Consider the following 26,349-nt stretch of genomic DNA (forward strand, 5'->3'; position numbering starts at 1 on the left):
TGTGAACGGAACAAGGAGAGAGCACAGGCTTTTGACAATGACTACTTTGCCTGTCCCTCGCCCAGGAAGGGGCGTTGACCGAGGATTGTAGGTAAATATGCGCGCGCGATCTAAGTCCCTGGCCCTGCGACCCTCGAAGTGTCCACGCTTTGCCGCGTCATTGAACGTTAGTGTGAGCGGGGAAAAACCCAGGGTACTTTCTGTTACGAGGCCGCCGGTCGATCTTTTCAGTGTGGCCCTAAACGAAGCACGCTCCGGACCTGTCTACGCAAGGTCGGAGCGTTCAGGGTGTCTTCTAAGATTCCGCGATCGGGTTGACTGGTTTTGAACCCGCGACCCCTTGACACCCTGGCAGGCCGGCGGTCTACCGCCAACGGGGACAGCTGACTGCTCACTCCAGTCGACGAGCGTCCGTTTCACCCTAGATCGCAGGCAGGCCGACACTCAAAAGTCGCTCTCTGGGGTCGTCTCCGACGAAGTCCAGCAGCTCAGCAGGCTTTGACCGGGCGTCGCTGAGCGCCTGCAAGTGCTCTTGCGCAACCCCGCTCGATCCGTCGTACAGGAGTATTAGTGGAAAGTTGGTTCGTCATCAGCCAACTCGGCGTTGGCTTTGACGTCAGAGAGCCGCCGCGACCTTGTCGAACTCGACGCCGCGCATCCAGGCCTCGAGGCGTTCACCTATGAATTCGAGATTTGCCTGCAGGTCGTCAGCACTCTCCGTCTCACGCTTGGATTCACTAGCAACCTCGTCCGTGGGGACCTCGGTTCCCAAGTCTCGAAGTCTTAGCGTTAGATGATTTACGGCCTGCAAGAGATCTGGATCATCGGGGCCACGCAGGCGAAGATGTGTGAAGTCGAAATACTGCGTTCGTGCAAAGAGAGCAAGACCTCGTCGTCGCAATCCCCCATGAGGCCCTCGACGGGAATGTATAGAATTGGCATGTCAATTTTTTAGCGCGCCATCGGCGGTGGCGCCATTGAACGCAAGGAGCTCGCGACAGCATTCGTCACTACGCACGAATAAATTTGTAATAACTGCCACGAAGAATGGGACCTGGCCAAGTGCCGCGTCAATGCGATCCCGCCAGATGTCACCCCCATTGGAGCGACTTCCGATCACCAAGCATCTCAAGATCATCACGCGTGCTCACCGCGAAATCATTAAGAAACGCATCCGCCACAGAAAGAACTCGGCCTTGCTGTCGTTCGTTGTCGGCGTGCGCGTAACTCCAAATTCCTGGTACCTATACGAGTCCATAAGGCCCTGGTCCGACAATTAGCGCTTCTCGACTGTCGACCACCCGGGAAAGTGATTCGAACTAACAGAAAGCTCTCTGAGGGCTTTTGGAGGGGCCTTCGATCTGGACGTGCTGGGAGTCTAGCGATTAACGGCTTCCCCTAGGCCTTGTTTGGTCGGGCTGACAGGATTTGAACCTGCGACCCCTTGACCCCCAGTCAAGTGCGCTACCAAGCTGCGCCACAGCCCGAGAATTCGATTCCGAAGAACCGAGTTCTTGGTGTTGCCCCGACCGAGGCAACCTGACAAGCATAGCGGATCGCGAGGGGTGCTAAGTGCACCCCCAGCCGGAGCCACGAGTTGGGGACGTGAGTGATGCGCGAGATCCCGCATACATGAGTCATGATCTTCTTCGTGGGGATCGCCGAGTGGACTCAAGGCGAGCATCAGCGACGCCTGACCCTGTGGAGCCAGCGCTCCGAGACCGGCACCACTACCGGCCTCGAGCCGTCCGCGGTCCGCGCCCTCGGCCTCTACGGCGGCCAAGCGGGCATCTTCTTCGATGGAAGCGGCGGCTGGACCATCGGCGGGCCGGGCCGCGTCGCTCTGACCCTGAAACACACCGGCCGCACGTACGCCGATGATCTCAGCGATGAACAGCTCGACTATGACTACCCGAACACCGAACGGCCTCCCGCCACGGACCGCAACGAGATCGAATCCGTCAAACGCACACAGTCGCTCGGCCTGCCCCTCTTCGTCGTGACGCCTAACGCCCTGCGTGAGCGACTCAAAGATGTCCGCCTCGGCTACGTCAAGGGATTCAACGACGACGAGGCCGTCTTCTTCGTCACTTTCGTCGAAGGGGTCCTGCCCCTCGCCCCAGCCCACGAGCTGCCCGACTCGGAACACGACGTCGACCTCTTCGGAGGGCTCCCCACGCAGACCCTTCGCCTCGTTCAGCAACGCACCCAGCAACGACGCTTCAAGATCGACGTGCTCAACCGCTACGGCACGACCTGCGCCCTCTGCAACATCGCCGCTCCTCGACTCATCCAGGGCGCTCACCTCATCCCCAAGAGCATCGGCGGCGCCGACGAAGCCGTGAACGGGCTCCCCCTCTGCCTCAACCATCACATCGCCTTCGACGCCTTCCTCCTGCGGATCGAGCCAGATGGCAGCCGGATCACCTACGCGCCGACCGTGTCGAAGCAGGCCCTCCAGGTCACCCGGGACGACCTCTCGCATCTCCCCGCTTCTCCCTCCCCCGCGGCCCTGAGGAAGTTCTACCGAACGGATGCGGCCCGAGCGGCCTTCGCCGAGTGGCCCTGATCAGGGAAGCATGTTGCGGCGGGTTACGCCGCCCTTAGGCACACACCCACCACGCACCTACCGTCGTGACATGCCCACCTCGACGACCCGCGCCTCCTCGGCCCTGCCGATCCGTCTGCGCGGCGTCGGGAGGCGCTTCGGCGAGCGCCCCGTGCTCGACGCCCTCGACCTCGACGTGCAGGCCGGCGAGATCGTCGCCGTGCTCGGCCCGTCGGGCTGCGGCAAGTCGACGCTGCTGCGCCAGATCGGCGGGCTCGACCAGCCCGACGTCGGCACCGTGCAGATCGCCGACGAGACCACCCGGCCCACCGACCAGCGGTGCGCGGTCGCGTTCCAGGAGCCGCGCCTCCTGCCCTGGCGCACCCTCCGCGGCAACGTCGCCCTCGGCCTGCCCCGTCGACGGCCCGACGGGTCGTCGCTGAGCAAGGCAGCGAAGGAGGCGCGCCTCACCGAGCTCCTCGACCTCGTCCAGCTCGGAGCAGCAGGCGACCTCCGCCCCCGTGAGGTCTCCGGCGGCATGGCCCAGCGCGCCAGCCTCGCCCGTGCCCTCGCCCGCGAGCCCGCGGTGCTGCTGCTCGACGAACCGTTCGGCGCCCTCGACGCCCTCACCCGCCTCCGCATGCAGGACCTGCTTCTCGACGTCCACACCTCCCTGCCGACCACGGTCGTCCTCGTCACCCACGACGTCGACGAAGCGCTCTACCTCGCCGACCGCGTCGTGCTGCTCGCCGACCTCGCCGCGAGCACCGGAGGCGCGACCAGCGTCCAGCGCATCGTGACCGTCCCGGGTGCCCGCCCCCGCGACCGCGACGCCCCCGAGCTCGCCGCCCTCCGGCAGGAGCTCCTCGAGGGCCTCGGCGTCCACCGCGCCCACGCCCGGACCGCCTGACCGGCCACCGCCCCGGCCGGCCCTCCACGACCACATCACCCCTACCACCCCACCAGACCCGCCCCCGACAGCACGGAGACGACCATGACCCGCCACCGCACCTCCCCCTCGCGCCGCACCCGCGCCTCCTTGGCGGCCCTCGGCATGACGGCCGTCGCGGCGCTGGCCCTCACGGGCTGCGTCGCCGGCGAGGACTCCGACGGCGACGCAGCGGCCGCGGCCGGCGGCGACGCCAGCGCGAGCACCGCCGAATGGAGCGCCGACACCCTCGACGTCGACTTCGCCACCTACAACCCGCTGAGCCTGATCGTGAAGGACCAGGGGTTCATCGAGGACGCCCTCGGCGACGACGTCACCGTCACCTGGACCCAGTCGGCCGGCTCGAACAAGGCCAACGAGCTGCTGCGCGCCGGGTCCGTCGACGTCGGCTCGACCGCCGGCTCGGCCGCCCTGCTCGCCCGCTCGAACGGCTCCCCCATCAAGACCATCGACATCTACTCGCAGCCCGAGTGGTCGGCCCTCGTCGTCCCCGGCGACAGCGCGATCACCGACGTCGCCGACCTCAAGGGGAAGACCGTCGCCGCGACCAAGGGCACCGACCCCTACTTCTTCCTGCTGCAGGCGCTCGAGGCCAACGGACTCAGCCCGCAGGACGTCACCGTGCAGAACCTCCAGCACGCCGACGGCCGCGCCGCCCTCGAGAACGGCAGCGTCGACGCCTGGGCTGGGCTCGACCCGATCATGGCCGCCAGCGAGGCCGAGTCGGGCACGAAGCTGCTCTACCGCAACGTCGACTTCAACACCTACGGGTTCCTCAACGCGACGGAGTCGTTCCTCGACGAGTCGCCCGACCTCGCGCAGGTCGTCGTCGACGCCTACGAGGAGGCCCGCACCTGGGCCGAGGAACACCCCGAGCAGACCGCCGACATCCTCGCCGGGGTCGCCAGCATCGACCCCGCCGTCGCGACGAGCGTGCTCGAGCGCACCCACTTCGACGTCGACCCCGTGCCCGGCGACGACCAGCGCGCCGTGCTCGAGAAGGTCGCGCCCATCCTCGTCGAGTCGGGCGACGTCGCCTCCGAGGGAGCCGTCGACGACGCCCTCGACTCCCTCTTCGACGACACCTACGCCAAGGCCGCGACGGCGTCGTGACCGACCAGTCGCTCCCGATCGACGGCCGCCGGGCCGAGTCGCTCGCCGTCGTCGAGGCCGCAGCCGCGGACGCGCGCGCCGGCGCTGCTGCAGGGTCCGGTGCCGGGGCCCGGTCGGGCTCGCAGGAGTCGCGGGCCGGCACCCCGGCACCGGCCCGCTCCCGGCGCCGCGGCCTGGCACTGCTCGGGGCGATCCTGCCCGTCGCCCTCGTGCTCGCGTGGGTGCTCGCCACCACGGTCGGCGACGTCCCGGCCTACAAGGTCCCCTCGCCGCTCGACGTCTGGACGGCGGGCGTGCAGCTCGCCGGCACCGGGCAGCTCGGCCAGTACGTCGCGATCTCGGTGCAGCGGGTGCTGATCGGCTTCGCGGTCGGCTCGGTCGTGGGGCTCGTGCTCGGCGCGGTGGTCGGGCTGTCGCGGGTCGGCGAGGCGCTGCTCGCGCCGTCGATCGCCGCGGTGCGCGCGGTGCCGTCGCTGGCCTGGGTGCCGCTGCTCATCCTCTACCTCGGCATCGGCGAGGACTCGAAGATCACCCTGATCGCGATCGGTGCGGCCTTCCCCGTGTTCACCACGGTCGCCGGCTCGCTCCGGCACGTCGACCCCCACCTCGTGGAGGCGGGCCGCGCCTACGGCCTCAACTCGGTCTCCCTCTTCGCCCGGGTGCAGCTGCCCGCCGTGCTGCCGTCGCTCGTGTCGGGGCTGCGGCTGGCACTGGCGCAGTCGTGGCTCTTCCTCGTCGCGGCCGAGCTGATCGCGTCGTCCATGGGCCTCGGCTTCCTGCTCAGCGACTCGCAGGCGAACGGCCGCGTCGACCGGATGTTCCTCGCGATCATCCTGCTCGCCGTACTCGGCACCCTGACGGACGCAGTGCTGAACCTCCTGCAGAGGGTCCTGCTCCGCCGCTGGCGCTAGCCGCGCCTCCCGCGTTCCGCACCCGCGCCTCCCGCACCCTCCCGCGCGCCGCCACCGCGCCTCCCGCAGCCTCACGTGCCCGTCGAACCTCGTTCCGGACAAAGAACCCCGGCGCGCGCGGGTGTCTTGTCCGGAACGAGGTTCGACGTCAGGCCGTTCAGGCCGCGGCGGCCTCGGTCAGCCCCCGCTCGATCGCACGGCGGGTCGCCAGGTACATCACTGCCCCGGCGACGAGCACGAGCACCTCGCTGACCGTCAGGGACCAGACGATGCCCGCCAGCCCGAAGACGGCGTCGCCGACCAGCACGATCGGGACGAAGAGCACCCCCTGCGCCATCGACAGCACGATGGCCGGCAGTGCCCGGCCCGTCGCCTGGAAGAGCGACGTCAGCAGCCCGGTGAAGCCGTTCGCGACCGCCGCGACGAGCTGCGCCGCGAGGACGGTCACGCAGATGCCCAACACCGAGGGGTCCGCCGAGAACAGCCCGAAGACCGGTTCACGGAAGACGAAGACGAGCGTCGAGAAGACTCCGATCACCAGGGCGACGGCCGTGAGGGAGGCGCGCAGCGCGCTCCGCAGACGAGCCGCGTCGCCCCGGCCGTACGCGTACGCGAGCAGCGGCAGCACCCCGAGCGTGACGCCCATGACGAGGAACTCGGGCACCTGGGCGATGCGGACGGCGACGCCCATCGCGGCGAGCGCGCCCTCGCCGTAGGCCGCGGCCAGGGTGTTGAGCACCAGCGACGTCACGATGAGGAACGACGCCTGGAGCAGCTCGCTCGCCCCGACCGAGAAGACCGGCCCGGTGACACGACGCCGCAGCGTGAACCACCGTCGGGCGAGGCTGACGTGCTCGCCGTTCCTGCTCAGCCACACGGCGAAGTAGACGATCGTCACCACGTTGGCGAGACCCAGGCCGAGCGCGGCACCGGCGACGCCCCAGCGCAGCACGAGGATGAACACGACGTCGAAGACGACGTTCGCGACCGTGGAGACGATGAGGCCGATCATGGCCTGGCGGGCCGGGCCGCCGGCGCGCACGATCTGCTCGAGGCAGAACGCCGCGGCGAGCACCGGCACGAAGGCGAGCAGCACCCCGACGTAGGTCGTGGTCTCGGGCACCGCCGCGCCGTCGGCGCCGAGCAGCGCGACGAGCGGATCGAGCAGCACGAGGCCCGCGGCCCCGAGCACCGCGCCGACACCGACCGATCCCCAGAGCGCGAAGGCCGAGACGTGGCGGATCTCCTCGGCCCGTGCGGGGTCGCTCTCGGACGCACCGAGCAGGCGCGCGATCAACGCGCCTCCGCCCGTCCCGAACACCCCGCCGACGGCCATGACGAGGCCGAGCAGCGGGCTGGCCAGGGTCACCGCGACGAGCATCGCGGTGTCGTGCTGGGACCCGATGAAGCCGGCGTTCAGGACGTTGTAGAGGGCGCCGACGAGCATCGCGGCGGCCATCGGCACGCAGAGGTGCACGAGGGCCCGCACGATCGGCGCCGTCGCGAGGTACCAGCGGTCGGTCCCGGCGACGGGTGCTGCCCCGGCGTCGAGGCCGGGGTCGGCCCCCGGGTCGACGGCGGGGTCGGGGTGGGTAGTGGCGGAGTGGATGACCGAGGGGTCGGTGACCGTGGGGTCGGTGGTGGCGGGGTCGGTGGTGCTCATGGCTGCTCCTCTCCGGGGCAGGCTCGAGCGCACGCCGACGAGCGCCGGCACGGCGGGGGGTGAGGTGAGGCGTGGGTGGGCACGGCGGAGCCGCGCGTCATCGACCGCGCCCGATCAGGTGCGTGCTCGGTGGCTCGTGGGGCGAGGAGGAACTCGAGGAGGCGCGGTGCCGGTCACGGCACCGCCGCGGTCACCGGGTCAGGGGCGGCAGCTGCGAGGAGACCTTGGTGAGCAGGGCCAGCAGCTGGGCGCGTTCGTCGTCGTCGAGCGGGGCGAGGATGCGGTCCTCGACCTCGGCCATGGCCTCGGCGAAGCCCGAGACGAGCTCGGCCCCCGCCGGGGTCGCGAAGACGCGCTTGCGGCGGTCGTCGCCCGCCTCGGCGCGGCGCTCGACGAGACCCCGTCGCTCGAGCCCCTGGAGCAGGCTCGACACGCTCGCCGCACTGGTGCGGGTCACGGCGGCGACGTCGCGCTGGATGGCGCCGGGCGCCGAGACCAGCCACCCGAGCACGAAGGCCTGCTCGCTGCTGAGGTCGCGGCTGCGCACCCAGTCGTCGCCGCCCTTGCGCTGTGCCCAGGTGATCCACCGCACGAGACCGAGCGGGGTGACCGGAGCCTGAGGGCTGCCTTCGCGTTCTTCCATGGTCAGGACTCTAACTGTTAGTCATCTAACTGTCAACGACCGACCGGGGCGTCACCGGCGGGGGCGCCTTGCATCCCCACCCATGGCCGTAGAACCCAGTTCCGGACAAAGAACTCCGGCGCGCCCGGGTGTTTTGTCCGGAACTAGGTTCGACAACAGTGTCAGCCCCCGACCAGCGCCCCTCATCCCCGAGAACGCCCGCCCTTCGCCGGCCGCGGGAACGCCTCGCGCATGTGGTCGCTGGTCAGCAGGTCGCCGATCCCGATCATGATCAGCGAGAAGACGATCTGCTCGACGACCATCCAGAACGGGTACAGCCCGGGGATGGTCGCGACGACGAGCGTCACGATCGGGAAGATGCGGCTGAACAGCCTCAGCCGGGCGTAGGCCCACCACCAGCCGAGCTGCGCCCGCCAGGCGAAGACGTAGAGCGTCGCGGTGAGGAAGAGCACGACGGTCGACCGGAACCAGACCGCCCACGGCACGTGCTCCCCGCGGGCCGTCAGCACGGCGGCGATGAAGATCGCCGTGAGGCCGACGACGGTCTCGGCGAGCAGCAGCCAGCGGATGCCCATGAACGCCCGCACCGTGCGCGGGTGCTCCCGCATGTCCTCGTGGATGACGTAGCTCGCCTGCCGCCCGCCCGCGAGGCGGTCCAGCCGGAGGCGCCGCCACAGCTCATCGGCCGCATCGCTCAGCCGCGTGGTCGCCTCGGCACCCTCCCGGGGTCGCACCACGCCGTCTCGCACAAGTCGCACGACCCCATCGTGCACCATCTCGCCCGCTACTCCGCGCGGATGTCCCACGCGTAGCCGTCGCGCTCGGGCACGAGCTCGAAGCAGGGCCCGAACGACATGATCTGGACGACGTCGCCGAGCATGCCGACCATGTAGCTCTGCGCCCCCGACCCCACGAGGTAGAAGCCGTCGCCGGCCTGGCGGGGGTCACCGACGACGACCGAGAACTCGGAGGCGCGCGCCCACGTCGCCCGGAGGCGCTCGGCCATCTCCTCGAAGTCGGGGGGCCGCGACACCCGCACCGTCGTGTGGCTCGCCCACGAGACGCCCCCGTTCGAGCAGTCCATGATGACGCCGCTCGTGTCGGGCTCGACGGCGAGCACCAGCTCGGCGGGCACGAACGAGGCCAGGTCGGCCTCGACGGCCTTGACGTCGACCTTGATCTCCGCGAGCGGCTGCCGCGAGATCGGCACCGGCGTCCGGTCGGCACGGGGCCCTGTCAGCATGGAACATCCTCCCGTCGCCACCGCGACCACCGAGGCCACGGCGACGACCGCGACCGACCTGCGCAGCGCCCTCATCGGGGCCACACGTCCTTGCGCTCGAGCTCCGCCAGCAGCTGACCGAGCACGAGCCTGTTCTCGACCTCGGTCGTCGCGACGAGGCCGTGGTTGGCCGCGAGCACCTCGAACCACTCCGTGACCGGCGAGCCGAGCTCGAGAGCGCGGTCGCCGTCGCTCTCGAACACCCGGTCCTCGAAGACCACCATCGACTGGGGGTCCCTCCCCGCGTAGACGCCGCCGGTCGCCTGGGCGAGCCCGAGGGCGTCGCGGTAGCGCAGCGAGTCGTACTCGGTCGACGGGTCGGGCTGCCAGTCGTCGACGGCGCCCGCCCCCGCGAGCGACACCACGTGGTCGTACCGGGCCCCGGCCACCTCCGAGGCCAGCACGTCGGCGAGGCCCCAGCTGTGCCCGACGGCGACCTCGACGGGCGGCGCCGACCGGAAGAGCGGGTCGGCGTGCAGGCCCCGCTGGAAGGCGGCCAGGCGGTCTCCCGACTCGCGGGCGTAGCCCTGGTCGTTCGCCTCGAGCAGGCCGGGCACGAGGCCCATCGTCTCTGTCGGGGCGACCACGCCGCCCCCTCCGGGGAAGCGGCCGTCCTTGTAGACGAAGGCGACGCTGTCGACGGAGTCGGTCTCGACGAGCCAGGTGCCCACCGACTGGGTGCCCCCGCTCTCCGCCCAGAACCCCGTCATCTCCGAGAACGTGCCGGGCACGTACGTGTAGACGCGCTCGGGCGGAGCCTCCCAGTCGCCGACCATCTCGACGATGCGGTCGCCCTCGCGGTCCCACGTGTAGAGCTGCACCGCCGGCGGCACCGCCGCGGCACGCGCGAGGTACTCGTTCTCCCTCCGCAGCGCCGTCACGAGCCCGTCCATCACGGCACCTCGCTCCGGGTCGTCGAGCACCCCCGCGATCGTCCGTTCGTTCTCGGCGATCTGTCGACGCGCGGCGATCCCGTTGGCCCGGACCCGCGCGCTCGGCGGCAGGCCGTCCAGCGCGCCGAAGAGGCCGGGCGCCCCCGCCAGCAGCGCCCGTTGCGCCGCGGAGAAGCCGTCCTCGTCGAGCGCGACGTCGACGCCGAGCGACTCCCACCAGCCGCGCACCTCCTCGGGCGACGCCTGGCCGACGAGCACGGCCAGCAGCGGCACGTCGGCCAGCAGCGACGCCAGCTCGAACGGCGTCAGCCCCGTCACGACCCCCAGCGCACCCTCCGGGCTCGTGACGCCGCGGGCGGCGTCGGCGGCCTCGACGAGCGCTCCGACCGCTCCCCCGCCGTGCAGGGCCGAGAGGAGGCGGTGGTCGGCGGCCCGCCGCCGGTCGACGAGCTCGGCCCACCGTCGCCCCACCACGCCGAGCTCGGCGACCGCGTCGACGATCCGCCGCTCGAGGGCCGACCGCTCGACGTGCCGGTGATCGGCGGGCGATGAGACCCCTGGCAGATCGACCCGCAGCTCGGCCTCTGCCTCGAGGACGACCAGGGTGGCCGACGCGTCGTCCCGCGCCTCCTCCGCCCTCGCCCGCGCCTGCTCGAGCAGCCGCTGAGCGGCGGCGATGTCGACGAGCTCCCTCGCGTAGCCCTCGAGGGCGGCACCGTGCTCGTCGACCGTCGACAGCAGCACGTCGAGCTCCCGCACGATCGCCTCGGCCTCCGCGACGAAGGCACGACCCGACTCGGCCTGCCACGAGGTCGCCGCCCACTCGCCACAGCGCACCGCGTGGTAGCGCCCGAGGTCGAGGTCGTCGACCTTCTCCCGTCGCCGGCGCGCGAGCCGCTCGACCTCGCCGGCGTCACCCCGCCCGGGGTCGCCCTCGTGCCCGGTCACCGTCGACCGCCCCCTGCCGCTCCCGCCGTGCCCGCCACGCCCGCCGTGCCCGCCGCCACGCCCGCCAGCGACTCGTCCACCGCCCGCAGCTCCTCCGCGAAGCGGCGCGGCAGCCGCGCCGCGTCCGTGATCGCCGCGACCAGGCGGTCGACCCGGCGCGCCAGGTGGCGGCTCACCTCCACGAGGGCGGCCGCGACCTCGCCCGAGCCGAGCGCCGCCGTGCAGTCGCCCGTCAGCTGGTGGGAGAAGGGCAGGTCGTCGCGCGCGTGCGCCATCACCTCGGCCATCTCGCCCAGCGCGTCGAGATCGACGCTCACCCCTGTCGTCATGCCGCAGCCCTTCACATCGTCGTCGATATACGTCATGTGACGTACGAACGACCCTAGCAACACGAACGCCCGGCGTGGACGGGGTCCACACCGGGCGTCGTGCTCCAGCGGCTGTGAGGGGAACGGCCCGGAGGCCGCCCGGTCAGGGGCGCTTGCGCTTCTCGCGCACCCGCATGTTCACCGTGATGGGCGTGCCCTCGAAGCCGAAGATCTCGCGCAGGCGACGCGTGATGAAGCGACGGTACTGCGGGTCGAGGAAGCCGGTCGTGAAGAGCACGAAGGTCGGCGGGCGGTTGGCCGCCTGGGTGCCGAACAGGATGCGCGGCTGCTTGCCCGAGCGCAGCGGGTGCGGGTGCTCCGCGACCAGCTCGGCGAGCAGGGCGTTGAACTTGCCGGTGGGGATGCGGGTGTCCCACGAGTCGAGCGCGAGCTCGAGGGCGGGCACGAGCTTCTCGAGGTGGCGCCCGGTGCGGGCCGAGATGTTGACGCGCGGCGCCCACGACACGTGGTCCAGGTCTTGCTCGATCTCGCGCTCGAGGTAGCGGCGGCGGTCGTCGTCGAGGAGGTCCCACTTGTTGAAGGCGAGCACGAGCGCGCGGCCCGACTCGAGCACCAGGTCGATGATGCGGAGGTCCTGCGTCGAGATCTGCTCGGTGACGTCGATGACGACGACGGCGACCTCGGCCTTCTCCAGCGCCGCCGACGTGCGGAGCGACGCGTAGAAGTCGGCGCCCTGCTGCAGGTGGACGCGCTTGCGGATGCCGGCCGTGTCGACGAAGGTCCACACGCGGCCGGCGATCTCGACCTGCTCGTCGACCGGGTCACGGGTGGTGCCGGCCAGCTCGTTGACGACGACCCGCTCCTCCCCCGCGGCCTTGTTGAGCAGAGAGCTCTTGCCGACGTTCGGGCGCCCGAGGATGGCGACGCGGCGGGGGCCGCCGATCTCCTCCTTCGCGACGGTCGAGACGGCGGGCAGCTTGGTCATGACCAGGTCGAGCAGGTCGGCCACGTTACGGCCGTGCAGCGCCGACGCGGGGAAGGGCTCGCCGAGGCCGAGCGACCAGAGCGCGGCGGCCTCCAGGTCTTTCCGGGCGTCGTCGCTCTTGTTGGCGACGAGGATGACGGGCTTGTGCGAGGCACGGAGCATGCGCACGACGGCCTCGTCGGTGGCGGTCGCCCCGACGTTGACGTCGACGACGAAGAGCACGGCGTCGGCGAGGTCGACGGCGATCTCGGCCTGGAGCGCCACGGACCGGTCGATGCCGATCGCGCCGGGCTCCCACCCGCCGGTGTCGACGAGGGTGAAGCGGCGCCCGCCCCACTCGGCCTTGTACGACACGCGGTCACGGGTCACGCCGGGCTTGTCCTCGACGACGGCCTCGCGGCGGCCGAGGATGCGGTTGACCATCTGGCTCTTGCCGACGTTGGGGCGGCCGACGATCGCCAGCACCGGCAGGGCCGGCGCGTAGGTGAGCGCGTTCGGGTCCCACTCGCCGCCGTCGAGCACGTCGAGGTCGGTGTCGTCGAGCTCGTAGTCGGCGAGGCCGGCGCGGAGGGCGCGGGCGCGCTGCTCGGCGTCCTCGTCGGGGATCGTCTGGATCCGCTCGACCATCGAGTCGTCGAGCGCGGGGTACTTGTCGTCGTCTGCCATGGAGGCTCCTAGGAAGTGGGGGTGCTCGTCTGCACGAGCTCGACCACGGCCTGCACGGTCTGGTCGAAGTCGAGGTGGGTGGAGTCGACCGTCGAGACGCCGGGGGCGGCGGTCATGAAGTCGACGACCTTGCTGTCGAGCCGGTCGCGGGTCGAGAGCTGCCGAGCGGTCTCCTCGGCGCTCTGCCCGGTGACCTCGGCTGAACGCCTGGCCATCCTAGCTTCTTCGCTCGCCGTCAGCAGGATCCGCACCTGGGCGTCCGGCGCGACCACGGTCGTGATGTCCCGGCCCTCGGTGACGATGCCGGCCTTGTCGGTCGAGGCGATCACGCGACGGAAGAGGTCGACCATGTAGCGCCGCACCTCCGGCACCTTCGCGACGTGGCTGACGGCGCCGGTGACGCGGGGCGTGCGGATCTCGTCGGTCACGTCGACGCCGTCGACGGTCACCGAGGAGGCGCGGTGCGGGTCGATCTCGATCGCGTACCGGAACGAGGGCAGCGCGCCCACGATCGCGTCCGCGTCGTCGAGGTCGACGGCCGTCTGCAGGGCGTGCAGGGCGAAGGCCCGGTAGGCGGCGCCGGTGTCCTGGTAGTCGAAGCCGAGGGCGATCGCCGAGGCGCGGCTGACGCTCGACTTGCCGCTGCCGGCGGGGCCGTCGACGGCGACGACGACGTGGCGGTGCACGGCCTCGGCGGTCTCGTCGCGCAGCTCGGCGGTGTGCGCCTCGCCGGCGGGGCCGCCGACGCCGTGCTCACCCGGCGAGCGCTCCACCCCGAGGTCGGCACCGGTCAGGTCGGCACCGGCGCCGCCGTCCGTGGCGCTCACGCGACACCTCCGACGACGGTCCAGCCGCGCTGCTGCAGCTCGGCGACGAGCCGGTCTTCTTGTTCGGGCACGATGGACACCTCCGCGAGTCCGACCAGCGCGCCGGGCGAGTGCTCCAGGCGCAGGTCTTCCAGGTTGACGCCGATCTCACCGATCTCGGTGAGCAGGCGGGCGAGCTGGCCCGGCGTGTCGTCGACCATGACGACCACCGAGCGGAACTGGGTCGACTGGCCGTGCTTGCCGGGCAGCCGTGAGACGCCGGCGTTGCCGGCTCCGATGAGGTCGGCCACGGCGCGACGCGCGCCGGGGGCCGAGGGGGCGTCGAGCGCCGCGACGACGCCGTCGAGGTCGTCGCGCAGCTCGCGGAGCACCGCGGCGACGCGCGGCGCGTTCGCCCCGAGGATCTGCACCCACAGGGCCGGGTCGCTGCTCGCGATGCGGGTGACGTCGCGCACCCCGCCGCCGGCCAGGGCGAGGGAGGCGTCGGGCGCGTCGCGCAGACGCGCCGCCGTGAGGCTCGCCACGACCTGCGGCACGTGGCTGACGAGGGCGACGCCGGCGTCGTGCTCCTCCGGCGTCATCTCGATCGGGGTCGCCCCGAGGTCGAGCGCGAGGTCCTCGACGAGGGCCGCGCGTCGGTAGCTGATGTCGTCGTGCCCGGCGATGACCCACGGGCGGCCGACGAAGAGGTCGGCGCGGGCCGAGACGGCCCCGCCGCGCTCGCGCCCGGCCATGGGGTGCGAGCCGATGTAGCGCGAGACGTCGGCGCCGAGCGCGACGAGCTCGTCGAGGGGCAGGCCCTTGACCGACGCGACGTCGGTGACCAGCGCCTCCGGGTGGGCCTGCAGCTCGCGGTGCACGATCTCGGCGGTGACGTCGGGCGGCACCGCGACGACGACGAGCACGGGGGCGTCGTCGTCGGCGGGCACGCGGCCGGCGCCGTAGTCGACGGCGAGCGCGCGCGCCGACGGCGAGACGTCGTCGAGCACGACGTCCACCCCGTGCTGGCGCAGGCGCAGCCCGATGCTGGTGCCGAGCAGGCCCGCGCCCACGACGCGCACCTGGCCGGCGAGGCGGCGGCTGCCGTCGACGAGGTCGCCGACGGTCACCGCCGTCGCCGGCTCAGGCAGCGTCGAGGAGTCGCGGGTCGGGTCGGTCACGACCGGCCGCCTCCCCGGGGCCCACGGCCGTCGCCGTCGGGGCGGCCGCGGTACGGACGGTCGCCGCCGCGGTCGTCGCGCCGGTCGTCACGGCCGCCACGGTCGTCGCGGCCCTGGTAGCCGCCGCGCGAGGGCCCGCCACGGTCGTCACGACCCTGGTACCCACCCCGCGAGGGCCCGCCACGGTCGTCACGACCCTGGTAGCCGCCCCGGTCGCCCGAGCGGTCGTCGCGACCCTGGTAGCCACCGCGCGAAGGCCCGCCACGGTCGTCACGACCCTGGTAGCCACCCCGCGACGGTCCACCACGGTCGTCACGACCCTGGTAGCCACCACGGTCGCCCGAGCGGTCGTCACGGCCCTGGTACCCGCCACGCGAGGGGCCGCCACGGTCGTCGCGACCCTGGTACCCACCCCGTGAGGGCGCACCACGGTCGCCCGAACGGTCGTCGCGACCCTGGTACCCGCCGCGCGAGGGGCCGCCACGGTCGTCACGCCCCTGGTACCCACCCCGCGACGGCGCACCACGGTCACCCGAGCGGTCGTCACGACCCTGGTACCCGCCGCGGTCGCCCGTGCGGTCGTCGCGGACGGGGTATTCGCGGCCTCCGCGGCCGGCTCCGGGGCCACCGGCGCGGACGCCGGAGGGACGGCCCGTGCGCGGGTCGCGGTTCGCGTCGCGGTTCGGGTAGCCCGCCGCGCGCTCCTCACCGGCGCTCAGCGGACGGTCGCCGCCCCGCGACGCACCGCCACGGTCGTCGCGGGAGACGAAGCCCCCGCGCTCAGGACGCGAGCCACGGTCGTCGCGCGACACGAAGCCACCGCGGTCGGGCCGCCCGCCACGGTCGTCGCGACCCTGGTAGCCACCACGGTCGGGTCGCCCGCCACGGTCGTCGCGACCCTGGTAGCCGCCACGCTCGGGTCGCCCGCCACGGTCGTCGCGACCCTGGTAGCCACCACGCTCGTCACGGGCCGGACGCCCGCCGCGGTCGTCACGGCCCTGGTACCCGCCACGGTCGTCGCGCGCGGCCGGACGGCCACCGCGGTCGTCGCGACCCTGGTACCCGCCACGCTCGTCGCGCGCCGGGCGTGCACCGCGCTCGTCGCGGGGCTCGCGGCGGCCGGCCTGCTGGCGGCGCACCTCGGCCCGGCGTGACGGAGCGGCCGAGGCGTCGCCCGTGAAGCCGGACGGCCCGCGGCGGCGCTTCGCGTCGCGGGCGTCGGTCTCGGGGTCGAACTCCTCGTCGTCCTCGTCGTAGTACTCCTTCTCGACCTCGGCCTCGTCGAGGGGCACCTCGACGACGTCGGCCTCGTCGACCGGCGCGTCGGCGCTCTCGGTGACGGGCATCGCGTCGACGCGGGGCGACGGGGAGGCGTCGCGCGAGATGGTGAGGATGGCCCCGAGCTCCGCCTTGTTCAGCGAGCGCATGTGGCCGACCTTGAGCGTGCCGAGGTGCAGCGGCCCGAACGACCGGCGCACCAGGTCGATGACCGGGTGCCCGACCGCCTCGAGCATGCGGCGCACGACGCGGTTGCGCCCCGAGTGCAGGGTGATCTCGATGAGCGACGAGTCGGCGGAGCGCGACAGCCCCGCGCCTCCCCCGACCACCGCGGCCTTGTCGGCCGCGATCGGGCCGTCGTCGAGCTCGACGCCCGAGAGCAGCTCGGCGATGACGGCCGGGGTCACGAGGCCCTTGACCTTCGCGATGTAGGTCTTGGTGACGCCGAACGACGGGTGGGCCAGCACGTGGGCGAGCTCGCCGTCGTTCGTGAGCAGCAGCAGTCCGCTGGTCTCGACGTCGAGGCGGCCGACGTTGAAGAGGCGCTCCTCGTAGTCGCTGGTGAACTGCGTCAGGTCGGGGCGGCCGTTCTCGTCGCTCAGGGTGCTGACGACGCCGACCGGCTTGTTCAGCATCACGTAGCGGCGCGTCGAGTCGAGCTGGACGGCCGTGCCGTCGACGACGACCTTGTCGGTCGCGGGGTCGATGCGGCGACCGGCCTCGGTCACGACCTTGCCGTTGACCGTGACGCGGCCGGCGGCGATCAGGTCTTCCGAGACGCGGCGCGAGGCGACGCCGGCGGCGGCCATGACCTTCTGGAGGCGCTCGCCCGAGGGCAGGTCGTCAGAGGTGGGGGTGGTGTCAGTGGGCATCGTCGAATCCTCCGGATCCGTCGGAGAGGAGCGGGGAGATCAGCGGGAGCTCGTCGAGCGAGCTGATGCCGAGGTGGGTCAACAGGAGTTCCGTCGTTTCGTAGGTGGTGGCGCCCGTCTCGGGATCGGTGGACGATTCCGTGACCAGGCCTCGACCCAGCAGCGTGCGGACGACCGAGTCGACGTTCACCGCGCGGATCTGCGCGATGCTGCTGCGGGTGATGGGTTGCTTGTAGGCGATGACCGCCAGCGTCTCGAGAGCCGCCTGCGACAGTCTGGACGGGTTCTGCGTCATCACGAAATCCCTGACGACGGGGTCGTGCTCCTCGCGGACGTAGAACCGCCAGCCGACGCCGACCTCGCGCAGCTCGAAACCGCGCCGCACGCCGCCGTCCACGCCGTCGAAGTCCGCGACCAGCGCCTCCACCGCACGGCGCACGACAGAGACGGGCTCGCCGACCGCGGTGGCGAGGTCGACGAGCGACTGCGGCTCGTCCGCGACCATCAGCAGCGCCTCCAGGCGTCGCTCGACGGCGACGGCGCCGGCGCCGTCGCCGGCGACCGCGACGGTCGTCACGGAGTCAGCCGTCATAGTCGGCCCCCAGCGCGGCGAGGCTCTCGTCCGTCCAGGTCTCGGCGACCCAGCGCACGCTGAGCTCCCCCAGCGGCTCGATCTGCTCGAACGACACCGACCCGTGCCGGTAGAGCTCGAGCAACGCGAGGAAGCGGGCGACGACGACGCCCTTGACGTCGACCCCCGAGACGAGCTCGCGGAAGGTCAGCAGCCCGCGCCCGCGCAGCAGCGCGACGACGACGGCGGCCTGCTCGCGGATGCTGACGAGCGGCGCGTGCAGGTGGTCGAGGCCGATGGTCGGCACCTCGGCCGGCGTCAGCGCGAGCGTGGCGAGGGCGGCGAAGTCGTCGGGGCTGAGGGTCCAGACGAGCTCCGGCGTCGTGACCCGGTACTTCTCCTCGAGGCGCACCGACCGCGCGTGCCGTGCGGCCTCGGCGACCGACCGCTCGGCGAACCACTCGGCGGCGAGCTTGAACGCGCGGTACTGCAGCAGGCGGGCGAAGAGCAGGTCGCGGGCCTCGAGCAGGGCCACGTCCTCCGCGTCGACGAGCTCGCCCTGCGGCAGCAGCCCGGCGACCTTGAGGTCGAGCAGGGTCGCGGCGACGACGATGAAGCCGCTGGCCTGGTCGAGGTCGGCGTCGGTGTCGAGCCGTCGGAGGTGGGCGAGGAACTCGTCGGTGACGGCGCTCAGCGCGACCTCGGTGACGTCCATCTCGCGCTTGCTGATCAGCGTCAGCAGGAGGTCGAAGGGGCCGGTGAAGTTGTCGAGGGCCACGGCGAAGCCGGGCACCTCCGGCGGCACGGGCGCGTCGCCCCGTGCCGAGGCACCGCCGTGCGCGACGTCGCTCCGCCCGGGAGCGACGTCGACCGTCACCGTCGTGGCCGGCTCAGGCTGCGGCACCACGCGCGATCAGCTCTCGGGCCAGCTGGCGGTACGCCTGGGCCGCGGGGTGCTCGGGCGCGAACTTCGTGATCGGGGTCCCGGCGACGGAGGCGTCGGGGAACTTGACGGTGCGGCCGATGACGGTCTCGAGCACCTCGTCGCCGAACGCCTCGACGACGCGCTCGAGCACCTCGCGGCTGTGCAGCGTGCGCGAGTCGAACATCGTCGGCAGGATGCCGTCGAGCTCGATGGCGGGGTTGAGCCGGTCGCGCACCTTCTCGATGGTCTCGACGAGCAGCGCGACGCCGCGGAGGGCGAAGAACTCGCACTCGAGCGGGATGAGCACGCCGTGCGCCGCGGTGAGGGCGTTGACGGTCAGCAGCCCCAGCGAGGGCTGGCAGTCGATCAGGATGACGTCGTACTCGGCGCTGACCTGGCGGAGGATGCGCGCGAGGATCTGCTCGCGGGCCACCTCGTTGACGAGGTGCACCTCCGCGGCGGAGAGGTCGATGTTGGCCGGCATGACGTCGAGGCCCTCGACGCGGGTCGGCACGATGACGTCGTGCGCGTCGCGGACGGCGCCGATCATGAGGTCGTAGATCGTCGACTGGTCGTGCGACTGCACGCCGAGGCCGGCGGTGAGGGCGCCCTGCGGGTCGAAGTCGATGGCGAGCACGCGGCGGCCGTACTCGGCGAACGCGGCGCCCAGGTTGATGGTCGTCGTGGTCTTGCCCACGCCGCCCTTCTGGTTGCAGAGCGTGATGATGCGCGCGGGGCCGTGGCTCGCCAGCACGTCGGGCGTCGGGAACTCGGTGCGGGGGCGCCCCGTCGGGCCGTTCGCGGGGACGGCCGCCGGAGCGCTCTCGAAGAGGGCGGGTGTGCTCGGGGTCGGCTTGGTGCTCACGGGCTCCATAGTACGAGCGCCCCCGAGCGGGGCGCGGCTGCCGCGCCCGGCCCGTGCACAGGAAGCCTCATGCGGCAGGTGAAGGTCTGACGGCCTTCCGGGCCCGGGGGTGGGCCGTCGAGTACATGTCGCGGAGGGCGTCGGCCGTGACCAGCGTGTAGATCTGCGTCGTGGCCACCGACGCGTGCCCGAGCAGCTCCTGCACGACGCGCACGTCGGCCCCGCCCTCGAGCAGGTGGGTGGCGAACGAGTGGCGCAGCGTGTGCGGCGACACGTCGAGGCCCAGCTCGGCCCGGTCGGCCGCGCCGCTGATCACCAGCCAGGCGTTCTGCCGCGAGAGCCGGGCGCCCCGCGCGCCGAGGAAGAGCGCGGGGGTCGCGTCGCCCCGGGCCGAGAACTCGGGCCGGCCGCGCACCAGCCAGGCGTCGAGCGCCCGACGGGCGTAGCTGCCGAGCGGCACGAGCCGCTGCTTGCCGCCCTTGCCGAACAGCCGCACGACGTCGCCCTCGACCACGTCGTCGACGTTCAGCGACACCGCCTCGCTGACCCGGGCACCGGTCGCGTAGAGCAGCTCGAGCAGCGCCTTGTCGCGCACGCGCGCGGGCTCGTCGCCGTCGGTCGCGGCGAGCAGCGCCTCGACCTGGGCGACCGAGATCGCCTTGGGCAGCCGCGACGGCAGCTTGGGCGGCCGGGTCGTGGCGGCCGGGTCGACCTCGAGCAGCCCCTCCTCGACCAGGAACCTGTGCAGGCCCCTCACCGACGACAGCACCCGGGCCACGCTGGAGGCGCCGAGCGGCTTCTCCGGCCGGGTCGCCAGCGCGACGGGGAACGACGCCACGTCGCCCGGCTCGACCTCGTCGACCGAGTCCCGCCCGAGCGCCGCCAGGTGCGCCTGCCAGAGCACGAGGTCGCGGCGGTAGGCCGCGGTCGTGTTCGGGGAGAGGCCGCGCTCGACGGTGACGTGGCGCAGGTACCGGGCCACCGCCTCCTCGACGGTCGTCACGGCCTGCCGCCCCGTCGGGCCGTCAGCGGGCCGCGACCGCGGCGAGCGCCGCGATGCTGAGGATGGAGTTGTGCAGCCGGCCGGCGAGCACGCCCTCCACGACCTCGTCGAGGCTGACCCACCGCGTCACGATGTCGGCCTCCTCGTCGGAGCGGTCGAACGCCCCCTCGGTCGCGCTGACGCCCGTGGCCCGGTAGACCGTGACCATCTCGTCGTTGCCGCCGGGCGAGGTGTGGAACGAGACCAGCTCGTCCCACGTGGTCGCCTGGAGGTCGGCCTCCTCCATCAGCTCGCGCTTCGCGGCGTCGAGCTTGCTCTCGCCCTCGGCGTCGAGCAGCCCCGCGGGCAGCTCCCAGTCGCGCGAGCGGATGGGGTGGCGGTACTGCTGGATGACGAGCACGCGGTCCTGGTCGTCGACCGCCAGGACGGCGACGGCGCCCGTGTGCGCGACGTACTCGCGCACCATCGGCGAGCCGTTGTAGTTGACGGTGTCGCGGACGACGTTCCAGACCGCTCCCTCGAACGCCGTCTCCGAGCTCGTCACCACGGGCGCGGCGGGCTCGTCGCGCAGCAGCTCGCCCTCGGCGCCCATCAGGCCACGACCTCGGCCGCGTCCGTCACGCCGGGCGTGGCGCCGTCCGCGTCGTCGGCGAAGAGCTTGCTCGAGTTCTGACGCTCGAGCGACGCCTCGACCAGGCCGCTGAAGAGCGGGTGGGCGTGGTTCGGGCGCGAGCGCAGCTCGGGGTGCGCCTGCGTGCCGATGTAGAACGGGTGCACGGCGCGGTCGAGCTCGACGTACTCGACGAGGGTCCCGTCGGGCGACGTGCCGGAGAAGACCAGGCCGGCGTCGGCGATCTGCTGGCGGTACTGGTTGCTGACCTCGTAGCGGTGGCGGTGGCGCTCCTCCACCAGCTCCGAGCCGTAGAGCTCGGCGGCGAGCGAGCCGGTCTGCAGAGCGGCCGGGTAGAGGCCGAGGCGCATGGTGCCGCCGAGGTCGCCGCCCGCGATGATGTCGACCTGCTCGGCCATCGTCGCGACGACGGGGAACTCGGTCTCGGGGTCGAACTCGGACGAGGAGGCGCCGGTCAGGCCCGCCTCGTTGCGCGCGTACTCGATGACCATGCACTGCAGCCCGAGGCAGAGGCCGAGCGCGGGCACGCCGTTCTCGCGGGCGAACTTCAGCGCGCCGAGCTTGCCCTCGATGCCGCGGATGCCGAAGCCGCCGGGCACGCAGATGCCGTCGACCTGGCTGAGCGCCTTCGCGGCGCCCTCCGGGGTCTCGCAGTCGTCGGAGGGGATCCACACGAGCTTGGCCTTCGCCTGGTGCGCGAAGGCGCCGGCCCGGAGCGCCTCGGTGACGGAGAGGTAGGCGTCGGGCAGGTCGATGTACTTGCCGACGAGGCCGATGGTGACCTCGTGCTTCGGCTGGTGCACCGCGTCGAGCACGGTCTGCCAGCCCGACCACTCGACCTCGCCGGCCTTCTCGGCGAGGCCGAGGTGGCGGATGATGTAGCTGTCGAGGCCCTGGTCGTTGAGCATCGACGGGATGTCGTAGATGCTCGCGACGTCCTTCGCGTTGACCACGGCGTCCTCGTCGACGTCGCACATCAGCGCGATCTTGCGCTTGTTGGCGTCGCTGACGGGACGGTCGCTGCGGAGCACGAGAGCGTCGGGCTGGATGCCGATCGAGCGGAGCGCGGCGACGGAGTGCTGGGTCGGCTTGGTCTTCTGCTCGCCCGAGGCGCCCATGTAGGGCACCAGCGAGACGTGCACGAAGAAGACGTTCGACCGGCCGAGCTCGTGGCGCACCTGGCGGGCCGACTCGATGAACGGCTGGCTCTCGATGTCGCCGACGGTGCCGCCGACCTCGGTGATGATGACGTCCGGCTTCAGCTCGCCCTCGGCCTGCTGCCGCATGCGGCGCTTGATCTCGTCGGTGATGTGCGGGATCACCTGGACCGTGTCGCCGAGGTACTCGCCGCGGCGCTCCTTGGCGATGACGGTGGAGTAGATCTGCCCGGTGGTGACGTTGGCGGCCTGGTCGAGGTTGATGTCGAGGAACCGCTCGTAGTGGCCGATGTCGAGGTCGGTCTCGGCGCCGTCGTCGGTCACGAAGACCTCGCCGTGCTGGAAGGGGTTCATCGTGCCCGGGTCGACGTTGAGGTACGGGTCGAGCTTCTGCATCACGACGCGGAGGCCGCGGGCGGTCAGCAGGTTGCCGAGGCTGGCGGCCGTGAGGCCCTTGCCGAGCGACGAGACCACGCCGCCGGTGACGAAGATGTGCTTCGTGACGGCCGCGGGAGCAGCTGCCGTGGACGAGGGGACCTCAGAAGGGCCACCCCCGTCGATCGAGGAGGAATCAAGGCCCGAGTTCTGTTCGTTCACCACGGGGTTCCATCCTATGTCACGCGGGGGCCCGTCGGCACCCCGCTGTCGGGTCACGGGCGCCGGTCGGCGCCGGCGGAGGCCAGCTGGAGGAGCTCGCGGGCGTGGTCGAGCCCGCTCGCGCTGTCGGGCAGGCCCGAGAGCAGGCGTGCCATCTCGGCCACGCGCTCGTCGCCGTCGAGCTGCTGGACGCTGCTCGCGGTGACCTCACCCGAGGCGTCCTTGACGACGCGGAGGTGGTTCGTGGCGAAGGCGGCGACCTGCGCGAGGTGCGTCACGACGATCACCTGGGCCCGTTCGGCGAGAGCCGCGAGGCGGCGGCCGATCTCGATGGCCGCGGCGCCGCCGACGCCGGCGTCGACCTCGTCGAAGACGAACGTCGGCACCTCGCTCGACCCGGCCATGACGACCTCGAGGGCGAGCATGACGCGCGAGAGCTCGCCGCCCGAGGCGCCCTTGCCGAGCGGGCGCGGCTCGCTGCCCGGGTGCGGGCGCAGCAGGAGCGCCACGGCGTCGGCCCCGGACGCGCCCAGCTCGCCGCGGGGCGAGACCTCGACGACGATCTCGGCGCCGGCCATCGCCAACGCGCGGAGCTCCGCGCTGACCCGGCTCGACAGGTCGGCTCCGGAGGCGCGGCGCAGGTCGGTGAGGACGCTCGCCCTGGCCTCCGCCTCCGCCCGGAACTGCTCGACCTCGTCGTCGAGCTGCGCCAAGCGGTCGTCGTCGCTGTCGAGCTCGACGAGACGGCGGCTGCCCTCGTCGAGCAGGCGCAGCGCGTCGTCGACGGTCGGGCCGTGCTTACGGAGCAGCGAGCCGATCTCGGCCCGCCGCGTCTGGACGACCTCCAGGTCGCCGGCCGCGTCGGCGTCGAGGCTGCCGAGGTAGCTGGAGAGCCGCGACGACGACTCGCTGACCTGGACGCTGACCTCGGCGAGCAGGTCGGCGATCGGCTGCAGCGCGGCGTCGTGCGGGGCCACCCGCTCGACCTGGCGCCGTGCCTCCTCGACGAGCGAGAGGACGTCGCGGGTGCCGTCGACCGCGTCGGTGGACAGGATCTCGTGGGCGAGCCCGGCGGCGAGCCGCAGGTCTTCGGAGTTGCTGAGCCGCTCGGCCGTGGCGTCGAGCTCGTCGAGCTCGCCCGCGACGGGCGAGACCGCCTCGATCTCGTCGATCGCCTCGCGCAGCGCCTCGGCCTCGGCCCGGCGGGCGTCGCGGTCGCGGGTGATCTCGTCGAGCTCCGCCCGGGCCGCTTGCCAGGCGTCGTAGGCCGACCGGTACGACGTGGCCGCCTCGGCGAGCGGGGCGCCGCCGTGGGCGTCGACGGCGGCGCGCTGCGCCTGCGCCGACTTCAGCCGGATCTGCTCGCTCTGACCGTGCACCACGACGAGGTGGTCGGCGAGGTCGCCCAGGACGCCGATCGGGGCGGTGCGCCCGCCCACGACGGCCCGGCTGCGGCCCTCCGCCGAGACGACGCGGCTGAGGAACAGCTCGCCGTCGTCGACGTCTCCCCCGGCGTCGCGCACGCGCGAGACCACCGAGCCCTCCTCGGGCACGACCCAGCGGCCGTCGACGACCGCCTGGGCGCTGCCGGAGCGGACGATGCCGCTCTCGGCCCGCTGGCCGAGCAGGAGGCCGAGGGCGGTCACGACCATGGTCTTGCCCGCGCCGGTCTCGCCGGTGACGGCCGTGAACCCGGGGCCGAGGGGCAGGGTCGCCCGCCCGATGACGCCGAGGTCGCGGATCGCGATCTCCTCGATCACTCGGCGGCCGCCTGGTCGGGCCCGCGCCAGCCGGTGACCGGGAGGTGGAACTTCGCCACGAGGCGGTCGGTGAACGGCCCCTGGCGGAGGCGCGCCAGCAGCACCGGCTGCGTCGAGCGGGTGCACTCCACCCGGGCCCCGGGCGGCAGGTCGTGCTCGCGTCGGCCGTCGCACCAGAGGATGCCCTTGGCGTCGGTGCGGTTCATCACCTCGACGGCGAGGGTGGAGTCGGGGCCCACCACGAGCGGGCGGGCGAAGAGCGCGTGGGCGCTCAGCGGCACGAGGAGCAGCGCCTGCACCTCGGGCCAGACGACGGGGCCGCCGGCCGAGAAGGAGTAGGCGGTCGAGCCGGTCGGGGTCGACATGACGACGCCGTCGCAGCCGAAGGAGGAGAGCGGCCGCCCGTCGACCTCGATGACGACCTCGAGCATCCGCTCGCGGGACGCCTTCTCGACCGTCGCCTCGTTCATCGCCCAGGTGCGGTAGACGACCTCGCAGTCGGTGGTGACCGTGACGTCGAGGGCGAACCGCTCCTCCACGTCGTAGTCGGCGGCGAGGACGCGCTGCACCGTCTCGGTCATCTCGTCGCGCTCGCTCTCGGCGAGGAACCCGACGTGACCGAGGTTGACGCCGATGATGGGCGACCGGGTGCCGCGCACGAGCTCGGCCGCGCGGAGGATGGTGCCGTCGCCGCCGAGCACGATGACGCACTCGAGCTGGTCGGCCAGGACGTCGTCGCCGAGGATGTGGACCTCGCCGACCTCGGGGGCCGCGACGCGGATGTCGTTCCACTCGTCGAGGGGCAGGACGGGCACGACACCGGCCGCGCGCAGGAGGCCGCAGACCTCCAGCGCCGCCCCGATGGAGTCCGGTCGCCCCGTGTGCGAGACGACGAGGATGTGTCGTGTCGAAGTGATCTCTCTCACGCTCCCGTCGTGGTGTCTGCCGTGCTCAGCCATTCTGTCGGATTCGTCCCGGTCGAGGCCGAGAAGTGCACCACGTACTCCTTGTTGCCCGCCGTCCCGACGATCGGTGAGGGGATGAGCCCCGCCGTGCCGAGGCCGAGGTCGTGGGCAGCCCAGAGCACGGTCGTCACGGCCTCGGCGCGCAGCGCCGGGTCGTGCACGATGCCCTCGCGGACGCCTTGGCGGCCGACCTCGAACTGCGGCTTGACGAGGAGGACGAAGTCGGCGCCGGTGCCGAGCGACGCGGTGAGCGCGGGGAGGACCATCGTCAGCGAGATGAACGAGAGGTCGGCCACGACGAGGTCGACGTCGTCGGCCCGGTCGGTGAGGCCGCGCAGCTGCTCGGCGGTGAGGTAGCGGGCGTTGACGCCCTCGACGACGGAGACGCGGCGGTCCGAGCGCACCGACGGCGACAGCTGCCCGTGGCCCACGTCGAGGGCGACGACGTGCTCCGCGCCGCGCTCGAGCAGCACCTGGGTGAAGCCTCCGGTCGAGGCGCCCACGTCGAGGGCGGTGCGACCAGTGGGGTCGACGCCGAACGCGTCCAGGGCGCCGACGAGCTTGTGGGCGGCGCGGCTGACGTAGTGGTCGAGGCCGGCGACCTCGACGCGGTCGGTGACCGAGACACGGGCGGAGGCCTTGACGGCGCCCGTGCCGTTGACGGTCACGAGGCCGTCGGCGAGCAGCCGGGCGGCGTGGGTGCGGGACCGCGCGAGGCCCCGGCGGGCGAGCGCGGCGTCGAGGCGCTCGTCGACGGCCTCGGCCGCGACTGGCTCGTCGGCCACGGGCTCGGGCGCCGAGGTGCCGC

23 protein-coding genes, 1 tRNA gene and 1 pseudogene are annotated in these 26,349 nt (G+C 72.3%); 4 read left to right on the top strand and 21 right to left on the bottom strand.

Annotation, left to right across the window (positions count from 1 at the left end; genetic code table 11):
* Positions 1–616 precede the first annotated feature (616 nt).
* Complete coding sequence (locus tag F1C15_RS03125) at positions 617–772, bottom strand: hypothetical protein (RefSeq protein ID WP_185232912.1); 156 nt, start codon at positions 770–772, stop codon at positions 617–619.
* A gap of 638 nt (positions 773–1,410) precedes the next feature.
* Positions 1,411–1,487, bottom strand: a tRNA-Pro gene (locus F1C15_RS03130).
* Positions 1,488–1,639: 152 nt separating this feature from the next.
* Here F1C15_RS03130 and F1C15_RS03135 point away from each other — a divergent pair.
* The 4 genes from F1C15_RS03135 (at position 1,640) to F1C15_RS03150 (ending at position 5,521) form a co-directional block, all read left to right on the top strand.
* Positions 1,640–2,569, top strand: a complete 930-nt coding sequence (locus F1C15_RS03135; RefSeq protein WP_185232913.1) for an HNH endonuclease — start codon at positions 1,640–1,642, stop codon at positions 2,567–2,569.
* Positions 2,570–2,639: 70 nt separating this feature from the next.
* A complete protein-coding gene (locus F1C15_RS03140; protein WP_185232914.1) occupies positions 2,640–3,458 on the top strand; it encodes an ABC transporter ATP-binding protein in 819 nt (272 codons plus the stop codon).
* Between the two features lie 84 nt (positions 3,459–3,542).
* The gene (locus F1C15_RS03145; protein ID WP_185232915.1) at positions 3,543–4,610 is read left to right on the top strand and encodes an aliphatic sulfonate ABC transporter substrate-binding protein; all 1,068 of its coding nucleotides are present in this window, start codon (positions 3,543–3,545) and stop codon (positions 4,608–4,610) included.
* Positions 4,607–5,521, top strand: a complete 915-nt coding sequence (locus tag F1C15_RS03150; RefSeq protein WP_255465460.1) for an ABC transporter permease — start codon at positions 4,607–4,609, stop codon at positions 5,519–5,521. Before F1C15_RS03145 ends, F1C15_RS03150 begins: the two co-directional genes overlap by 4 nt.
* A 157-nt stretch (positions 5,522–5,678) precedes the next feature.
* Here the strand turns inward: F1C15_RS03150 and F1C15_RS03155 are convergent, their stop codons facing one another.
* The 19 genes and pseudogenes from F1C15_RS03155 to F1C15_RS03245 all read right to left on the bottom strand — a co-directional run bounded on the left by F1C15_RS03155 (position 5,679) and on the right by F1C15_RS03245 (position 26,326).
* On the bottom strand, positions 5,679–7,184 hold the full coding sequence (locus F1C15_RS03155) for an MATE family efflux transporter (protein ID WP_185232916.1): 1,506 nt from the start codon (positions 7,182–7,184) through the stop codon (positions 5,679–5,681).
* Positions 7,185–7,374: 190 nt separating this feature from the next.
* Entirely contained in the window at positions 7,375–7,827 is a 453-nt protein-coding gene (locus F1C15_RS03160) for a MarR family winged helix-turn-helix transcriptional regulator (protein ID WP_185232917.1), read from the bottom strand.
* 182 nt (positions 7,828–8,009) lie between these two features.
* Positions 8,010–8,504 (bottom strand): hypothetical protein, encoded by a 495-nt coding sequence (locus F1C15_RS03165; RefSeq protein WP_370543625.1) that lies wholly within the window; start codon positions 8,502–8,504, stop codon positions 8,010–8,012.
* A gap of 107 nt (positions 8,505–8,611) precedes the next feature.
* Positions 8,612–9,070, bottom strand: coding sequence for a hypothetical protein (locus F1C15_RS03170; RefSeq protein ID WP_167259369.1), 459 nt, complete (start codon positions 9,068–9,070; stop codon positions 8,612–8,614).
* Positions 9,071–9,141: 71 nt separating this feature from the next.
* Positions 9,142–10,950, bottom strand: a complete 1,809-nt coding sequence (locus F1C15_RS03175) for a hypothetical protein (protein WP_185232918.1) — start codon at positions 10,948–10,950, stop codon at positions 9,142–9,144.
* Entirely contained in the window at positions 10,947–11,279 is a 333-nt protein-coding gene (locus tag F1C15_RS03180) for a hypothetical protein (RefSeq protein WP_185232920.1), read from the bottom strand. The genes F1C15_RS03175 and F1C15_RS03180 overlap by 4 nt, the downstream gene beginning before the upstream one ends.
* A gap of 142 nt (positions 11,280–11,421) precedes the next feature.
* Positions 11,422–12,930 carry a ribosome biogenesis GTPase Der gene (gene der / locus F1C15_RS03185; RefSeq protein ID WP_056055401.1) on the bottom strand — a complete coding sequence of 503 codons (1,509 nt, stop codon included), beginning with the start codon at positions 12,928–12,930 and terminating at the stop codon, positions 11,422–11,424.
* 8 nt (positions 12,931–12,938) lie between these two features.
* On the bottom strand, positions 12,939–13,616 hold the full coding sequence (gene cmk, locus F1C15_RS03190; protein ID WP_056056002.1) for a (d)CMP kinase: 678 nt from the start codon (positions 13,614–13,616) through the stop codon (positions 12,939–12,941).
* 137 nt (positions 13,617–13,753) lie between these two features.
* Positions 13,754–14,866, bottom strand: coding sequence for a prephenate dehydrogenase (locus tag F1C15_RS03195; RefSeq protein ID WP_185234023.1), 1,113 nt, complete (start codon positions 14,864–14,866; stop codon positions 13,754–13,756).
* A 1,409-nt stretch (positions 14,867–16,275) separates the two neighbouring features.
* Positions 16,276–17,067 (bottom strand): annotated as a pseudogene (locus tag F1C15_RS16090) (pseudouridine synthase); the annotation flags it as partial.
* On the bottom strand, positions 17,057–17,659 hold the full coding sequence (gene scpB, locus F1C15_RS03205; RefSeq protein ID WP_185232922.1) for an SMC-Scp complex subunit ScpB: 603 nt from the start codon (positions 17,657–17,659) through the stop codon (positions 17,057–17,059). The gene scpB and the pseudogene F1C15_RS16090, both read right to left, overlap by 11 nt.
* Complete coding sequence (locus F1C15_RS03210) at positions 17,649–18,443, bottom strand: ScpA family protein (RefSeq protein WP_056056006.1); 795 nt, start codon at positions 18,441–18,443, stop codon at positions 17,649–17,651. Before F1C15_RS03210 ends, scpB begins: the two co-directional genes overlap by 11 nt.
* Positions 18,444–18,528: 85 nt before the next feature.
* Positions 18,529–19,437 (bottom strand): ParA family protein, encoded by a 909-nt coding sequence (locus tag F1C15_RS03215; RefSeq protein WP_082514396.1) that lies wholly within the window; start codon positions 19,435–19,437, stop codon positions 18,529–18,531.
* Positions 19,438–19,495: 58 nt separating this feature from the next.
* Entirely contained in the window at positions 19,496–20,431 is a 936-nt protein-coding gene (locus F1C15_RS03220) for a site-specific tyrosine recombinase XerD (RefSeq protein WP_185232924.1), read from the bottom strand.
* A gap of 22 nt (positions 20,432–20,453) precedes the next feature.
* Positions 20,454–21,023 carry an NUDIX hydrolase gene (locus tag F1C15_RS03225; protein ID WP_185232926.1) on the bottom strand — a complete coding sequence of 190 codons (570 nt, stop codon included), beginning with the start codon at positions 21,021–21,023 and terminating at the stop codon, positions 20,454–20,456.
* Positions 21,023–22,780: a CTP synthase gene (locus F1C15_RS03230; protein ID WP_185234025.1), complete on the bottom strand. Its 1,758-nt coding sequence runs from the start codon at positions 22,778–22,780 to the stop codon at positions 21,023–21,025. The genes F1C15_RS03225 and F1C15_RS03230 overlap by 1 nt, the downstream gene beginning before the upstream one ends.
* A gap of 89 nt (positions 22,781–22,869) precedes the next feature.
* Entirely contained in the window at positions 22,870–24,576 is a 1,707-nt protein-coding gene (gene recN, locus F1C15_RS03235) for a DNA repair protein RecN (protein ID WP_185232928.1), read from the bottom strand.
* Entirely contained in the window at positions 24,573–25,535 is a 963-nt protein-coding gene (locus F1C15_RS03240; protein ID WP_185232930.1) for an NAD kinase, read from the bottom strand. The genes recN and F1C15_RS03240 overlap by 4 nt, the downstream gene beginning before the upstream one ends.
* A complete protein-coding gene (locus F1C15_RS03245; protein WP_185234027.1) occupies positions 25,499–26,326 on the bottom strand; it encodes a TlyA family RNA methyltransferase in 828 nt (275 codons plus the stop codon). Before F1C15_RS03245 ends, F1C15_RS03240 begins: the two co-directional genes overlap by 37 nt.
* Positions 26,327–26,349 lie beyond the last annotated feature (23 nt).

Source organism: Frigoribacterium sp. NBH87 (assembly GCF_014217665.1).
GTDB lineage: Bacteria > Actinomycetota > Actinomycetes > Actinomycetales > Microbacteriaceae > Frigoribacterium > Frigoribacterium endophyticum.

Bases quoted from the DNA above. Each gene is read 5' to 3' on its own strand.
- F1C15_RS03180 (WP_185232920.1), bottom strand. From the start codon at position 11,279: ATGACGACAGGGGTGAGCGTCGATCTCGACGCGCTGGGCGAGATGGCC.
- F1C15_RS03135 (WP_185232913.1), top strand. From the start codon at position 1,640: ATGATCTTCTTCGTGGGGATCGCCGAGTGGACTCAAGGCGAGCATCAG.
- F1C15_RS03145 (WP_185232915.1), top strand. From the start codon at position 3,543: ATGACCCGCCACCGCACCTCCCCCTCGCGCCGCACCCGCGCCTCCTTG.
- F1C15_RS03215 (WP_082514396.1), bottom strand. From the start codon at position 19,437: ATGGAGCCCGTGAGCACCAAGCCGACCCCGAGCACACCCGCCCTCTTC.
- F1C15_RS03155 (WP_185232916.1), bottom strand. From the start codon at position 7,184: ATGAGCACCACCGACCCCGCCACCACCGACCCCACGGTCACCGACCCC.
- der (WP_056055401.1), bottom strand. From the start codon at position 12,930: ATGGCAGACGACGACAAGTACCCCGCGCTCGACGACTCGATGGTCGAG.
- F1C15_RS03240 (WP_185232930.1), bottom strand. From the start codon at position 25,535: ATGGCTGAGCACGGCAGACACCACGACGGGAGCGTGAGAGAGATCACT.
- F1C15_RS03225 (WP_185232926.1), bottom strand. From the start codon at position 21,023: ATGGGCGCCGAGGGCGAGCTGCTGCGCGACGAGCCCGCCGCGCCCGTG.
- F1C15_RS03140 (WP_185232914.1), top strand. From the start codon at position 2,640: ATGCCCACCTCGACGACCCGCGCCTCCTCGGCCCTGCCGATCCGTCTG.
- F1C15_RS03170 (WP_167259369.1), bottom strand. From the start codon at position 9,070: ATGCTGACAGGGCCCCGTGCCGACCGGACGCCGGTGCCGATCTCGCGG.
- scpB (WP_185232922.1), bottom strand. From the start codon at position 17,659: ATGACGGCTGACTCCGTGACGACCGTCGCGGTCGCCGGCGACGGCGCC.
- F1C15_RS03160 (WP_185232917.1), bottom strand. From the start codon at position 7,827: ATGGAAGAACGCGAAGGCAGCCCTCAGGCTCCGGTCACCCCGCTCGGT.